General features: G+C 73.0%; 13 protein-coding genes. 5 read left to right on the forward strand and 8 right to left on the reverse strand.

Going from position 1 to position 14,086, the window contains the following annotated elements:
* The first annotated feature begins 28 nt into the window (after positions 1 to 28).
* The gene (locus BLT97_RS00390; RefSeq protein WP_093606602.1) at positions 29 to 2,005 is read left to right on the forward strand and encodes a hypothetical protein; all 1,977 of its coding nucleotides are present in this window, start codon (positions 29 to 31) and stop codon (positions 2,003 to 2,005) included.
* A gap of 150 nt (positions 2,006 to 2,155) precedes the next feature.
* A complete protein-coding gene (locus BLT97_RS00395) occupies positions 2,156 to 3,145 on the forward strand; it encodes an alpha/beta fold hydrolase (protein ID WP_093606603.1) in 990 nt (329 codons plus the stop codon).
* On the opposite strand, the gene BLT97_RS00400 is transcribed toward BLT97_RS00395, so the two are convergent.
* From BLT97_RS00400 to BLT97_RS00425, 6 genes are all read right to left on the reverse strand, one after another.
* Complete coding sequence (locus BLT97_RS00400) at positions 3,102 to 3,380, reverse strand: hypothetical protein (RefSeq protein ID WP_093606604.1); 279 nt, start codon at positions 3,378 to 3,380, stop codon at positions 3,102 to 3,104. The two genes, BLT97_RS00395 and BLT97_RS00400, sit on opposite strands and share 44 nt — an antisense overlap.
* A 92-nt stretch (positions 3,381 to 3,472) precedes the next feature.
* Positions 3,473 to 4,159 (reverse strand): response regulator, encoded by a 687-nt coding sequence (locus BLT97_RS00405; RefSeq protein ID WP_176953582.1) that lies wholly within the window; start codon positions 4,157 to 4,159, stop codon positions 3,473 to 3,475.
* Between the two features lies 1 nt (position 4,160).
* Positions 4,161 to 5,213 (reverse strand): HAMP domain-containing sensor histidine kinase, encoded by a 1,053-nt coding sequence (locus BLT97_RS00410; protein ID WP_093606606.1) that lies wholly within the window; start codon positions 5,211 to 5,213, stop codon positions 4,161 to 4,163.
* Positions 5,214 to 5,399: 186 nt separating this feature from the next.
* Entirely contained in the window at positions 5,400 to 6,689 is a 1,290-nt protein-coding gene (locus BLT97_RS00415; protein WP_245769075.1) for a cation:proton antiporter, read from the reverse strand.
* A 3-nt stretch (positions 6,690 to 6,692) separates the two neighbouring features.
* Complete coding sequence (locus tag BLT97_RS00420; RefSeq protein ID WP_093606607.1) at positions 6,693 to 7,163, reverse strand: cation:proton antiporter regulatory subunit; 471 nt, start codon at positions 7,161 to 7,163, stop codon at positions 6,693 to 6,695.
* A gap of 251 nt (positions 7,164 to 7,414) precedes the next feature.
* Positions 7,415 to 8,095, reverse strand: coding sequence for a response regulator (locus tag BLT97_RS00425; protein ID WP_093606608.1), 681 nt, complete (start codon positions 8,093 to 8,095; stop codon positions 7,415 to 7,417).
* Between the two features lie 273 nt (positions 8,096 to 8,368).
* On the opposite strand from BLT97_RS00425, the gene BLT97_RS00430 reads away from it, so the two are divergent.
* The 3 genes from BLT97_RS00430 (at position 8,369) to BLT97_RS00440 (ending at position 12,042) form a co-directional block, all read left to right on the forward strand.
* Complete coding sequence (locus BLT97_RS00430; protein WP_093606609.1) at positions 8,369 to 8,665, forward strand: DUF3040 domain-containing protein; 297 nt, start codon at positions 8,369 to 8,371, stop codon at positions 8,663 to 8,665.
* A gap of 230 nt (positions 8,666 to 8,895) precedes the next feature.
* Positions 8,896 to 10,539 carry a beta-ketoacyl-[acyl-carrier-protein] synthase family protein gene (locus tag BLT97_RS00435; RefSeq protein WP_107406979.1) on the forward strand — a complete coding sequence of 548 codons (1,644 nt, stop codon included), beginning with the start codon at positions 8,896 to 8,898 and terminating at the stop codon, positions 10,537 to 10,539.
* Positions 10,540 to 10,854: 315 nt separating this feature from the next.
* Positions 10,855 to 12,042 carry an acyl-CoA dehydrogenase family protein gene (locus tag BLT97_RS00440; protein ID WP_093606611.1) on the forward strand — a complete coding sequence of 396 codons (1,188 nt, stop codon included), beginning with the start codon at positions 10,855 to 10,857 and terminating at the stop codon, positions 12,040 to 12,042.
* Here BLT97_RS00440 and BLT97_RS00445 read toward each other — a convergent pair.
* Both BLT97_RS00445 and BLT97_RS00450 read right to left on the reverse strand, forming a co-directional pair.
* Complete coding sequence (locus tag BLT97_RS00445; protein WP_093606612.1) at positions 12,021 to 12,737, reverse strand: ABC transporter ATP-binding protein; 717 nt, start codon at positions 12,735 to 12,737, stop codon at positions 12,021 to 12,023. The two genes, BLT97_RS00440 and BLT97_RS00445, sit on opposite strands and share 22 nt — an antisense overlap.
* Positions 12,734 to 13,822 carry an ABC transporter permease gene (locus BLT97_RS00450; protein ID WP_093606613.1) on the reverse strand — a complete coding sequence of 363 codons (1,089 nt, stop codon included), beginning with the start codon at positions 13,820 to 13,822 and terminating at the stop codon, positions 12,734 to 12,736. The genes BLT97_RS00445 and BLT97_RS00450 overlap by 4 nt, the downstream gene beginning before the upstream one ends.
* Positions 13,823 to 14,086 lie beyond the last annotated feature (264 nt).

Here is a 14,086-nt window from a genome sequence, read left to right on the forward strand (position 1 = left end):
TGACAAGCCCCGGAAGGCGTCTGGTCCCGTGTCCCACTCCCCCCTCCGCACCGCTCTGGGCCGGCGCTCGCGCCCCGTCGTCCAGGCCGAGGCGCACCTGGTCGATCAGTACACGCGACTGGTGAGCCTGGCCTACCTGACGCTGCCCGCCACGTTGACCCGGCACCGGCGGGTGCTGCTCGCCCATGGGATCGTGCAGCGCGCCCTGCCCCGGCCCGGCGGTCTCGGGCGGGGCCGCGAGCGTCCGGAGCGGGTGCCTGGCCAGCGGGCTGGTGCCGCCGCTCCCGTCCCCGACCAGTTGCGGGTGCGGGTTCTGCGGGCCGCGCTGGCGTATGAACGCAGGCCTCGCGGCTGGCCGCAGCGCCTGCCCGTGCCGCGTGCTCTGCCGGCGCGGCTGCCGGTGGTGTGGGGGCTGCGGCTGTTTCCGCGAGCCGGCGGGGCCGAGGAGATCGCGCTCGGGAACGCCCTTGCGTCGGTGCCCGCGCCGGTGCGGGCCGGCTTCGTACTGCGCCACCTGGAGAATCTGCCCGACGGCCGGATCGTCGAGCTGCTCGGGGCGGCGGGCGTGCCCGATGCGCGGGCCGCGCTGCATGCCTCGCGCGGTCTGGACACCACGGCGGGCCCGACGGCCGAAACCCTGCTGCGTTCCCAGGAGTTCGACGCCTGTTCCGTGCAGACCAGGCCCACCGATCTGCTGCGCCGGCGGCGTCGCTTCGGGATTCTGTGGGCTGTCGCTGCGGCCCTCGTGGCTCTCGTTCTCGTGGGCGGCTCCCTCGCTGGGGACGACGAGGTGCCCGCGGCCCGCCTGCCGGACTCGGCGCCCGGACCGGACCGACTCGTGCGCGTGCCGGGTGAAGCGTGGGCGGACACCTCCCGGGTCGATTTCAGCGCCTGGCCGCCGCGCGGCAACCGTACGCGGGACGAGGAGCTGCTCACGCGGGCGCTGGCCACCTGGGCGTCGCCACCCGAGGGCACGCGGGTGACCGAGAACGCGGGCGTTCGGGCCGAACCGCCCACCGGTGCACCGCAGTTGCTGTACGCCGGTGCGACCGACGGCCGGGCCACGGTCCTGTTCCACGACGGGCAGCGGCTTGTGCGCTACACCGAACGGGACGGCGTCGCCGCGCTCGACTTCGCCCGTGCCGACGACTCCGATGTCACCACCGCCGCGGCCGTGGTGCTGGACCGCGGCCGTGAGGGCACGCGCTACCTGCTGGCGCCGTGGATCGCCGAGGCGGGCCACCGCGACCTGCTGCGCCCCGACGACCCGGCCCGTCCGCTCAAGGTGGACGAGGACGGGATCACCGAGCCCACCGAGGCACCTTCGGCCGGGTCCTCCTGTGACGCCTGGCCGGTGCTCCAACTGCGCTCCTCCGACCGGATCGTCGAGAAGCACGCCTTCCTCGTCACCGATCTCGGCGGGCTCACGGCAGCGCATCTCAGCTACACCCCGCTGCCCGGGCAGGGCGCGCCGGCCCGCCAGCCCCGTGAGGCCACAAGCGCCAACGCCCTGACCAGCTGGGCGAGTTCGGCCTGCCGTCTGGGCGCGTTCCGCGGGCACGATGTACGGGCGGTCAATGTCTGGGACTTCGCCCGGCAGGATCTGCCCGAACGCGGCGGCAGCGCGGTGTGGTCCTGCGCCCGGGCGACCACGTGGCGCGGGCCCGGCAGTGTGCTGGTGCAGTTCAAGGCGCCCTCCGATGAGCGCGGCACGTCCGCTCCGGTGGTCGCACGGGCCGAGTCGACCGCCGCGTGCAGCCGGTTCGGGCAGCACGTCCTCGCCACCACCCAGTGGGTCGCGCCCTCCGGCGCGCGGCATCTGCTTGCCGCGGGCAGCAGGCACGTGACGTCCATCGAGGTCACGGGCGCCGTGGAGGCCACGGCCGAGGGCCGCACCCTGGCACGGAAAATCTCCGCGTCCGATGTCCGGGTACGGGTTCGCGCGCGGCTGTCCGACGGCTCCACGCTGGCTCCGCTCGAGGCGCCGCGGTCCGACGGCCGGTGAGCAGGGCGGCTCCGGGCGCGCTCCCCGTGCGGAATGCGCGCCACCGAGAGACCTGCAGATTTGCCGGTTCGGCAAGTGTCCTCGCCGCCCGGGCCCGTACCGCCGCATGATCGGTGCGCGAGCACCGCCACCCGCGACCGAGGAGTTCCGATGCAGCGTCCCGCACCGTCCGCCGAGCCGCGCCATCACACCGTCGACGCGCCCACCGGGCGCCTCCACCTCGTCGAGCAGGGCACCGGTCCCCTCGTGCTCCTCGTGCACGGCTTCCCCGAGTCCTGGTACTCCTGGCGCCGCCAGCTCCCCGCCCTCGCGGCGGCCGGCTACCGGGCGGTGGCGATGGACGTGCGCGGTTACGGCCGCTCCTCCAAGCCGGCCGCGGCCTCGGCGTACCGCATGCTCGATCTGGTCGAGGACAACGTCGCCCTGGTCCGCGCGCTCGGCGAGGAGCAGGCGGTGGTCGTCGGGCACGACTGGGGCTCCAACATCGCGGCCGCCTCCGCGCTGCTGCACCCCGAGGTGTTCCGCGCCGTCGGGCTCCTGAGCGTGCCCTACGCGCCGCCCGGCGGCCCCCGCCCGACGGAGGTCTTCGCGCAGATGGGCGGCGACGAGGAGTTCTACGTCTCGTATTTCCAGGAGCCCGGCCGGGCCGAAGCCGAGATGGAGCCCGACGTGCGGGGCTGGCTCGCGGGCTTCTACGCGGCCCTTTCGGCCGACACCATGCCGGGCGAGGGCGCGCCCGATCCGCATTTCGTGACCCGCGCGGGCGGCCGGCTGCGGGACCGCTTCCCGCAGGGCATGCTGCCGGGCTGGCTGAGCGAGGCCGATCTCGACGTGTACGCAGGGGAGTTCGAGCGTACGGGGATGACCGGGGCCCTCAACCGCTACCGCAACATGGACCGCGACTGGGAGGACCTCGCGCCGCACGAAGGCGCCCCGCTCAAGCAGCCGTCGCTGTTCATCGGCGGCGCCCTGGACGCCTCCATCACGTGGATGGCCGCCGCGATCGACGCCTACCCGGCCACGCTCCCCGGCCTGACCGGGTCCCACATCCTCGACGGCTGCGGTCACTGGGTCCAGCAGGAGCGTCCCGACGAGGTCAACCGTCTTCTGACCGGCTGGCTGGCGTCGCTCGACCGGTGAACCGCTGCGTAGCGGCGTCCGCACCCGTGTCCGGATCGGGGTCGAGATCGATGTCGATCTGGTCGCGGATGAGTGGGTGCGGGCCGTGGTCGGCCGGATCGGGCGCGAGGGCCCCGGCCGCGACATGCGGCGCGGCATGCGGCGGGCGGTCCGGGTAGGCGGCACCGGTCGTCGCCGCGAGCACGCAGACGGCGGCCGCCGCGAGCAGCCGGCGTCTGGCCCGTTCGCTCAGCATGAGGCCCTCCTTGCCGCCGCGGTGGTCCGTGCACGGGAAGTGTCCTCGACCTGGATGAGACGGCCTCTTAGAAAGGCTTGGGCGCTGCGGGCTCAGGGCTCGATCAACCCGGTGCGGATCGCATAGCGCGTGAGGTCCAGGCGGTCGCGCAGGCCCAGCTTCTGGAGCATGTTGGCGCGGTGGCGTTCGACGGTCTTCACGCTGATGTAGAGGAGGTCCGCGATCTCCTTCGAGGTGTGGCCCTCGGCCACCAGCTTCAGCACCTCCTCCTCGCGTTCGGTCACCGGGCGGTCCGGCAACGGCTCCCCGCTGTGCGCCCGCTCCAGGTAGTTGCGGATCAGGGTGGTCATGGTGCCCGGGTAGAGGAACGGCTCGCCGCGCATCGCCGCCCGGCACGCGTCCACCAGGTCGCGGTCGGCCACGGACTTCGGGACGTAGCCGCTGGCGCCGGCCTTGAGCGCCTCGAAGAAGAACTGCTCGTTGTCGTACATCGTCAGCATCAGCGTGCGCAGGCCCGGCTGGACGCGGGCGAGTTCACGCGCCGCCTGCAGTCCGGTCATCCGCGGCATCGCGATGTCGAGTACGGCGAGATCGGGCTCGTGGGTGCGGGCCAGGGCGACCGCGTCGGCGCCGTTGTCGGCTTCGGCCACGACTTCGAGGTCCGGTTCGCTGTCGAGGATGAGCCGCACGCCGCGCCGTACCAGGGCGTGATCGTCCGCGAGCAGGACGCGGATGGGGGCCGCGCCGGGGTTCGGGCCGCCGGTGGTGTCCGCGTCCATGTCAGGTGTCTCCTTCGGCTGCGGTACGCAGGGGGTCATCTCCTCGGGCCGCGGTGTGCGGGGGCGCGTCTGCTGGGGGCGCGGTGTGCGGGGGCGCGTCTGCTCGGGGCGCGGTGTGCGACGGCACGGTCATCCGGACGCGCGTCCCGCCGCCGGGCGCGGGTCCCAGCGCGAGGCGGGCGCCGATGAGCAGGGCGCGTTCGCGCATGCCGCGGATGCCCGAGCCTTCCGGTGCGCCGCCCGTCCCCCGGCCGTCGTCGGCCACGACCAGTTCCACTCCGTCCGCGGTGCGGTGCAGGCTCAGGTCGGCCTTGGTGGCGCGGGCGTGCCGGGCCGCGTTGGTGAGGCTCTCCTGGGCCACGCGGTACAGGACGAGTTCGGTGCGTTCGTCCAGTGCGGGCAGGTCGGGTGCGTAGCTGCGGCGGACCGTGAGTCCGGCGTGGGCGGTGATCTCGTGGGCCAGGGCGGTGAGGGCGCTGGTCAGGCCGAGTTCGTCGAGGACACCGGGGCGCAGGCGGCGGGCGATCCAGCGGATCTCGTCGAGTCCCGCCCGCGTGGTCTCCTGCACGCGCCGCAGGTCCTCGCGCAGGGGTTCGGGCACCTGGTCGGCGACCCGCTTGAGGTCGAGCAGCACCACGGTGAGGGTCTGCCCCACTTCGTCGTGCAACTCCTGGGCGATACGGCGCCGTTCCGCCTCCTGCGCGGACAGGGCGAGCGAGCTGCTCGCCGCCCGCTCGGCCTCGAGGCGGTCGAGCATCGTGTTGAAGGTGGTGATGAGATCGGCGAACTCGCCCTGCCCGCAGGCGTCGAGGCGCCGCCCGGGCCGGAGCAGATCCGTGGTGGTCATCGCGCGGGTGAGCCGGCGCAGCGGGGCGAGGCTCATCCGGAACAGGACGGCGTTGGCCGCGAGCATCACGCCCACCCCGCCGGCCGCGATCACGACTTCGGTGAAGAGGACCGGTGTGGAGACCGTCGCGGGCCCGAGCAGGAGCAGGGCGGTCGCCACGACCAGCACGGCGGCGTTGAGCAGGAAGATCCGCCAGAACAACGACACGTACGCGCGGCCTCCTCGGGGGCCTCGCCCCTCGACTTCCTGCTGTCCGGTGTAGATCGTGGCGGGGCGGTGGCCGCGCGTCCATCCGTGCCGGCACCCATCCCGCGAGCTCCGCACGCCGGGGCCGCCGGCGCCTTCCTCGTTCGAGGTGCTCCGGCGGCCCGTCCGTCCGGTCGCGTGCCGCACTTACCCGTGGCCGCGGTGGTCGCCGGACGCGTCGGGACCGGACGCGTCGGGAACGGGCGTGCCGAGACCACCGGCGTCGATGCCGGGCGCGGAGACACCGGCGGGCACCTGGGTCTGCGGTGCGGCCGTGGTCGTACGGTGCTTCGTGAGGCGCATGGCCAGCGGTTCCGCGTACCGGGCCGTCAGCGGTCCGATCACGACGAGGATCAGGACGTACGCCGTGGCCAGCGGGCCGAGCGCCGGTTCGATGCCGGCGGTGACGGCGAGTCCGGCGATGACGATGGAGAACTCGCCGCGGGCCACGAGCGTGCCGCCCGCACGCCAGCGCCCCTTGACGCCCACACCCGCGCGGCGCGCCGCCCAGTACCCCGTGGCGACCTTCGTGCACGCGGTGATCACGGCGAGGACCAGGGCGGGCAGCAGCACCGGCGGGATGCTGGCCGGATCCGTGTGCAGGCCGAAGAAGACGAAGAAGACCGCGGCGAACAGGTCGCGCAGCGGCGAGAGCAGCACGTGCGTGCCCTCGGCGACCTCGCCCGAGAGCGCGATGCCCACGAGGAACGCGCCCACCGCGGCCGACACCTGGAGCTGCTGGGCGATGCCCGCGACCAGCAGGGTCAGGCCGAGCACCACCAGGAGCAACTTCTCGGCGTCGTCGCTGGAGACGAAGCGGGAGATGAGCCTGCCGTAGCGCAGGGCGACGAAGAGCACCCCGCCCGCCACGGCGAGGGCGATGGCGAGCGTCACCGCTCCGGCGGCGAGGCTCACCCCGGCCAACAGGGCGGTGATGATGGGCAGATACACCGCCATCGCCAGGTCCTCGAGCACCAGGATGCTGAGGATCACGGGGGTCTCACGGTTGCCGAGCCGGCCGAGGTCGCCGAGCACCTTCGCGATGACGCCGGACGACGAGATCCAGGTGACGCCGGCGAGGACGACCGCGGCCACGGGTCCCCAGCCGAGCAGCAGCGCGGCGACCGCGCCGGGCAGGGCGTTGAGCGTGAAGTCGACGAGTCCTGCCGGGTACTGCGTCTTGAGGTTGGAGACCAGGTCGCTCGCGGTGTATTCGAGGCCGAGCATCAACAGCAGCAGGATGACGCCGATCTCGGCGCCGATGGCGACGAACTCCTCGCTGGCGCCCAGCGGGAGCAGCCCGCCTTCGCCGAAGGCGAGCCCGGCCAGGAGGTAGAGCGGGATAGGCGAGAAGTGCAGCCGGCCGGCCAGGCGGCCGAGCAGGCCGAGGCCGAGGATGATCGCACCGAACTCGATGAGGAAGACGGCAGAGTGCATACGTCACTCACGTCCGAGTATCGAGGCGGCGGCGCTGACACCTTCGCGGGTGCCGATGACGATCAGCGTGTCCCCGCCGGCGAGCCGGAAGTCGGGGGTCGGCGAGGGGATCGCGTCGGCGCGGCGCAGCACGGCGACGACGGACACACCCGTCTCCGTCCGCAGCCGGGTCTCGCCGAGGACGCGCCCGTTCCAGTACGAGTGGGCCGAGATCTCCACGCGTTCGGCGAGCAGGCCGAGGTCCGTGGTGTGCAGCAGGTTCGGGCTGTGGTGGGAGGGCATCAACGCGTCGATCAGCGAGGCCGTCTCCGCTCCGGTCAGGTGCACCGACTGGGCGCAGGCGTCGGGGTCGTCGCCCCGGTAGACGTTGACGGTGCGGGTGCCGTCGCGGTGGGCCACCACCGAGAGGTGGCGGTGTTCTCGCGTCGTCAGGTCGTACTGGACACCGATCCCCGGCAGCGGGGTCGTACTCATCCGTGGAGCGGGCACAGCCCGTCCCTCCTCATCGCAGCTCACGAACTCTTCGGCCGGGCGGGAGGAATGACCGCACGCAAGGGACGAGCACCCTGTGCATCCGGATGACCACCCCTGCATGTCGACACATCGACCCGCCGCGATCCGGCCATCCTGTCATCCGGCAGGGCTGCGAAACATGGGGGCCTCCACGGATGGACAGGCCGCCTCTGCGTGCGCCTACGGTTCGATCAAGCACCCTCACCGTGCGCCTACGGTTCGATCAGCCCGACTCGGATGGCATAGCGGGTGAGTTCGAGGCGGTCGCGCAGGGCGAGTTTCTGCAGCAGGTTGGCGCGGTGCCGCTCCACGGTCTTGACGCTGAGGACGAGCAGGCGGGCGATCTCCTGTGAACTGTGGCCCTCGGCCACGAGTTTGAGCACCTCCTCCTCGCGAGGAGTCACAGGTCTCGGGCCGGGATCGCTGCCCGCGTTCCCGGAGTCCGCATTCCCGGCGGCCCGTTCCAGGTAGTTGCGGATCAGCGCGTTCACGGCCCCCGGGTAGATGAAGGGCTCGTCCCGCATGGCGGCACGGCAGGCCTCGACCAGATCGCGGTCGGCCACCGACTTGAGGACGTAGCCGCAGGCCCCGGCCTTGAGCGCCTCGAAGAAGTACTGCTCGTTGTCGTACATCGTCAGCATGAGGATGCGCAGGTCCGGCCGGAGCCGGGCGAGTTCACGGGCCGCCTGGAGCCCGGTCAGGCGTGGCATCGCGATGTCGAGGATGGCGAGATCCGGCCGGTCGGCGCGGGCCCGGTCGATGGCCTCCGCGCCGTCGCCGGCCTCGGCGACGACGGTCAGGCCGGGTTCGCCGTCGAGGATGAGCCGCACGCCGCGCCGTACAAGCGCGTGGTCGTCGGCGAGCAGGATCCGCGTCGTCCCCGGCTCGGCCATCGTGCGCTCCGTCCTCGTGTCCGCGGCCCGTTCCCCGTCCTCGTACGCGCTGAGGCACGAGGACCGCTCGGCGGGGGCCGTACGCGATCGCTGTCCCTGTCAGCTTCCGCCGGTAGGGCCGGGGCCGTCCATCGGGTCCGGCACCCATCCCACCGCCCGCGCCCAGGTCAGAGGCCAGACGTCTTGGGTGGGCGGCCTGATGGCGTACGGCGGGTGCACGCGGTCACCGTGGAAGGCACGAGGTTCCCGCCCGCCGGGGAAGGGAGAAGCGCCATGTCACCTGCCGACGAGCGCCACTTGCGCGCCCTGGAGGCCCAACTGGAGCTGGACGACCCGCAGTTCGCGCGCGCCCTGGCCCGTGGCCGGCCGCGGCGCCCGCGGGAGTGCCGGAGGCGGTGGGCCTGGCTGGTGGCGGGGGCCGCGGCGGGCTGCTTCGCCTACGGCGTCGCGGTGGGCCAGGGGCTGCTCATCGCCACCGGGCTCGTGATCGCGGGGGCGGCCACGCACCTGTTCGACCCGCCGCAGCTCCGGTCCGCCCGCGCCCGTGAGCCACGTCACGGCGACCGGTGACGTGAGCGCGGGAGCGGAGTGCGGGGCGCGGGTCGGTCCGCGGTGCGGAGCGCCGGGCGCGGGGACGTCCACGGAGCGGACGCCGGGCGTGAGCCGCATCTCAGTCCTTGTGCGGACCGCAAAAACGCATGTAGGCATGAAGGGGTACAAAGTCCATCAGGCAGGCAATGATCAAGCGCCCAGGCCGCGTTGATCACCTCGTCCGGAAGCAGAAAGCAATCACTCCCCCCATGCACCTCGAGCCGGGCTCCCCTGCCGCGCAGCACACCGAAGCCGCCCCCTCCACCGCGCCCGCCGCCTCCGACGCGAACCCGTCCGTACCGGTGTCCGCGGGCCCGTCGACTCTCGACGGGGCGCGCCTGCGGGACGGTGACCTCGTCCTGGTGACCCGCCACGACGGCTCGGTGGAGTCCCGCGTGCGGCGCTGGGGCGTCTGGCACGCGGACGTGGAGCAGCCGGGCGACCGGGCCTGGTCCGACGCCGAACTGCTCGCCGCCATCGCCGACCTGGCCGGGGCGGTCGGGAAGGTCGGCGAGATCGGACAAATCGGTCAGGGCGCGCGGTCCGAGCGAGGCGACCAAGTCCGCTACATACCGCGCCAGGCGGCCGCTGCGAGCACGTCCGGACGCCGACGCGTGGTGGTGACCGGGCTCGGCGCGATCACCCCGCTCGGCTACGGCGTGCCCGAGCTCTGGCACGGGCTGCTCGAAGGGCGCTGTGCGATACGGGAGTTGACCGACGAGGAGTTCGCCGACCACCCCGCACGGATCGCCGGCACCGTCGAGACCGACCCGGCCGAGCTGCTGCCGCGGGTGCAGGCCCGGCGGATGAACCGGTCCGCGCAGTTCGCCGTGCTCGCCGCACGCGAGGCCTGGCAGGACGCCGGGTTCGATCCGGCCGGCACCGCGCAGAGCGGCCTGGACCCCGAGCGCGTCGGTGTCTCGGTCGGCACGATCATCGGCGGCACGCCCGTGATGATCGAGGGCGACCGCAAGCTGCGCGAGAAGGGGCTGCGGGCCGTGCCGGCGCTCACCGCCCCCATGACCGTGCCCTCCCAGGCCTCCTCGCAGATCTCCCTCGACCTGCACATCACCGGCGAGGCGCGCACCGTCGTGAGCGCCTGCGCGTCGGGCACGGAGGCGATCGGTGCAGCCATCGACCGGATCCGGCACGGCTATCTGGACGTCGCTGTGGCGGGCGGCGCCGAGGCGGTGATCACCCCGGCCGTGATGGCCTCGTTCAGCAGCATGCGGGCCCTGTCCACCCGTAACGACGAACCCGGCCGCGCCTCGCGCCCCTTCGCCGCGGACCGGGACGGCTTCGTGAACGGCGAGGGCGCCGGGCTGCTCGTCCTGGAGTCCGAGGAGCACGCCCGGGCCCGCGGCGCCCGGATCTACTGCGAGGCGGCCGGTTCGGGCCTGTCCGCGGACGCCCACCACATCGCGGCGCCCGACCCGACCGGCTCCGGCGTCGCCAGCGCGGTGCGCCGCGCGATCAGGGACGCGGGCGCGCACGCGGTCGACGTCGTGCACGTGAACGCGCACGCGACCGCCACCGTCGAGGGCGACCTGGCCGAGGCGAAGGCGCTGCGTGCCGTGCTCGGCGAGGGCAGCGTCCCCGTCACGGCGCTCAAGGGCAACTTCGGGCACTTGCAGGGCGCGGCGGGCGGGGTGGAGGCCGTGGCCACGGTCCTCACCCTGCACCACGGTGTGATTCCGCCCACGATCGGCTGCGACACCCTCGACGAGGCGATCGCCCTCGACGTGGTCACCTCGGCGCCGCGGCCACTGCCCGCGCGGGGCGATCTGGCCCTGAGCAACTCCTTCGGATTCGGCGGGCACAACGCGGTCCTGGCGCTGCGCCGGTGTGCGTGAGAGCGCCCGTGGCGCTGCGCCGGTGCACGTGACAGCGCCCGCGCCGGGCCTGCCGTCGGGCCGTACATCCGTTCGCCGCCCCTGAGTCGCGAGGCCCGCCACCGCACCCGAGGCGGGCCCCACCGACCCCGGTCGCACCACGCCCACCAGCACGGCTTCCGCTGCACTTGCAGCTGTGCTTGCACGCGTTCTTGCAGGCGTGCTTGCAGATGTACGAACGGGACCGCACCATGACTGCGGCACGGTTCAAATCCCCCTGTGCGCAAGGGAGTTCTGTTGATACTGGCGCGAGCTCAGTTACCGGAGGGCCCCAGGATGAGTGACTGGTTCACCAGCGCACGGCATGAGCAGCTCCGTGAGGAGGTGCGCGGCTTCGCCGAACGCGAGATACGTCCGAAGATCGCCGAGATGGAGAGCGCGCGCACCGTCGAGCACGGCCTGTCCCGCCTGATCGCCCGCCAGGGCTGGCTCGGCGCGACCATCCCCGTCGAGTACGGAGGCATGGGCGCCGGGCACCTCGCGAAGACGATCATCATCGAGGAGCTGTCCCGCGTGAGCGCCGCCATGGGCGCGATGGTGCAGGCCTCCCAGCTCGGGGTCGCCAAGATCCTGCACTACGGCGACGACGCCCAGAAGAAGACCTGGCTGCCGGCGATCGCGGCCGGCCGCTGTCTGCCCACGATCGCTGTCACCGAGCACGAGTCGGGCGGCCACGTCCTCGGCATGACCGCCACCGCTGTGCGCGACGGCGAGGACTACGTGCTCAACGGGCGCAAGGTGTACGTCGGCAACAGTCATGTGGGCGATCTGCACGGCGTGGTGGTGCGCACCGGACCCGGCTCCCGCGGGCTCAGCGCGTTCCTCGTCGAGGCGGACCGCCCCGGCTGCCGGCTCGCACCCGAGCAGCCGACCCTGGGCCTGCACGGCTTCAGCTTCGGCGAGCTGATCTTCGACAACTGCCGTGTTCCCGCCTCCCATCGCCTCGGCGAGGAGGGCGACGGTCTGTCGGTCGCGTACTCCTCCAGCGTCCTGTACGGCCGGGCCAACCTGACCGCCGTATCGCTCGGCATCCACCAGGCGCTGCTCGACGAGACCTCGCGCTTCTGCACGGAGCGCAAGCGGTACGGCGAGCCGCTGCACGCGCTGCCCAACATCAAGATCAAGCTGGGGCAGATGCAGTCACGCCTCATGACGGCCCGGCTGACCGCGTACCACGCGGCGCATCTGCTCGACCGGGGCCATCCGTGCGACGCGGAGCTGATGAACGCCAAGGCCGTGAACGTGGAGTCCGCGCTCGACAGCGCGCGCAACGCGATGGAGATCCACGCCGCGACGGGCCTGTTCACGCACCGTCCCATCGAGCGGTACCTGCGCGACGCGCACCACACGCTGGCGCCCGCCGGCACCACGGACATCCAGCATCTGCGCCTGGCGGAGCACGCGCTCGGGACCACGCGCGGCAGTTGGGCCGCGCGGCACCGTCAGGTGACCACCGGCTCCTGACCCGCCGCGGGCCCCTCGCCCGCCGCCCGGGCCAGCGCCCGCCCGTCGCGCATCTCCACGGTCTCGTCGGCGGCGGCGAGGTGGGTGCGGTCGTGGGTGACGAGGATCGTGGCGGTGGAGCGGTCGTGGGTGAGGCCGGTGATCAGGTCGATGACCGCGGCGCCTCGCTCGTGGTCGAGGGCGCTGGTGGGTTCGTCGATCAGGAGGACCGTCGGGTCGTTCATGAGGGCGCGGGCGATGTTGACACGCTGACGCTGGCCGCCGGAGAGCTCGTGGGGCCGGCGGTGGGCCTGGTCGGCGAGGCCCACCGCGTCCAGGAGTTCAAGGGCGCGGGTGCGGGAGCGGGCGGGGCGGCGGCCGTCGAGGTGGGCCATGACCTGGAGTTGCTCGGCCGCGGTGAGGGACGGCAGCAGGTTCGGCTGCTGGAAGACGATGCCGATGGTGCGCCGGCGCAGTTCGGCGAGGTCCCGCCGGCTCAGACCCGCGGTGCCGGTGCCGTCGATGCGCACCGTGCCGTGGTCGGGCGTGATCAGGGTGGCGGCGACGGCCAGGAGGCTGGACTTGCCGGATCCCGAGGGTCCGACGACCGCGGTCAGGCGGCCCTTGGGGACGTGCAGCGTCACCTCGTCGAGTGCCGTGAGGCGGGAGTCGCCGTCCGGGTAGGTGAGGGTGATGCCGGTCAGGTCGATGCTCATCGGGCGCTCCCCAGGGCGGTCAGCGGGTCGACGGAGGTGATGCGGCGGATGGACAGGGCGGCTCCCAGTGCACCGAGCACGATCATGACGGCTGCCGGGACGAGCACGGTGGCCGGGGTGAGCACGAACGGTACGTCGGTGCCGCCGAGCAGGGCTCCGAAGGCGGCGGCGAGTCCGGTGCCGAGGGCCGCGCCGGCCGTGAGCAGCACGAGGGCCTGGCCGAGTGCGTCCTTGAGGAGGTGGGCGGTGGAGGCGCCGAGTGCTTTCAGTACGGCGACGTCGGCGCTGCGCTGGATGGTCCAGACGGTGAAGAACGCGCCGATGACCAGGGCCGAGATGGCGAAGAGGAAGCCGCGCATCAGCTGCAGGGAGCCGTTCTCGGAGGTGTAGGAGCCGATCGCCGCGAGCGAGGCGTCGCGTGTGACGGTCCGGGTGCCCGCGGCTTCGTCGGTGGCCGCGGGATCCGCGTCCCCGGTGGTGGTGAGCGCGATCACCGTCGCGGCCGGTTTGTCTCCGCCGGACAAGGGCGGTGCGGTGTGCTGCCAGGTGGTGAGGCTGGTCCAGATCACGGGCGTGTGGCTGAAGTGGGCGTCGCCCCGTACCGCCGCGACGGTCAGCTCCTGGCCGGCGAGGGTGAAGGTGCCGCCCGGCTCCAGGCCGAGTTCGCGGGCGGCGGTGGCGGAGAGCACCGCCGTACGGTCGTCGATTGCGCGGCTGTCCGGGGCGAGCGCGGAGCCCGGCCGGACGCCGAGGGCGGACACCCCCGTGCTCCGGTCCTCGGCGGCCGCCGTCGTGGTGGTGATGCCGAGCGGCTCGGCGGTGGTCACGCCGGGGGCCTTCTCCCACCGCCTCACCTGCTCGGCGGTGACGGCGGAATCGGCGTACGAGAGGTCCTGGCCCCCGCTCGGCGCCGCGAAGGTGATCCGGTCGGCAGGGAGTCCCGTGATCGCCGAGATGTTCTGCCGGCCGAGTCCTGCGGTCAGGCCGGAGAGCAGGCCGACGAGCAGGGTGATCAGCACGATGACCGTGCCCATCAGGGCGAACCGGCCCTTGGCGAATCTCAGGTCTCTCCAGGCGACGAACACGGTGCTGGCTGCCCCTTCGGGTGATGGGAACGATGGTGGGATCTGCGGAGGGACCGGTGGCTCCTCCGGCGCGGTCCCCGGGGTGTCCCGCCGGCGCCCCGACGGCGATCCGGCGGTGATCCGGCAGTGATCCGGCGGTGTCCCCCACAGTCGTCGCCCGCGCGGCCTCGGACATCTGGCAAGCGGGGTGACTTCACGGATCGTCCGGTACGGACCGGCTTGTAACTTTCGATGGAGGCCCGAGCGCGCACGGCTCCTTAGGCT

This window comes from Streptomyces indicus, assembly GCF_900100315.1.
In the GTDB taxonomy this organism is placed as follows: domain Bacteria; phylum Actinomycetota; class Actinomycetes; order Streptomycetales; family Streptomycetaceae; genus Streptomyces; species Streptomyces indicus.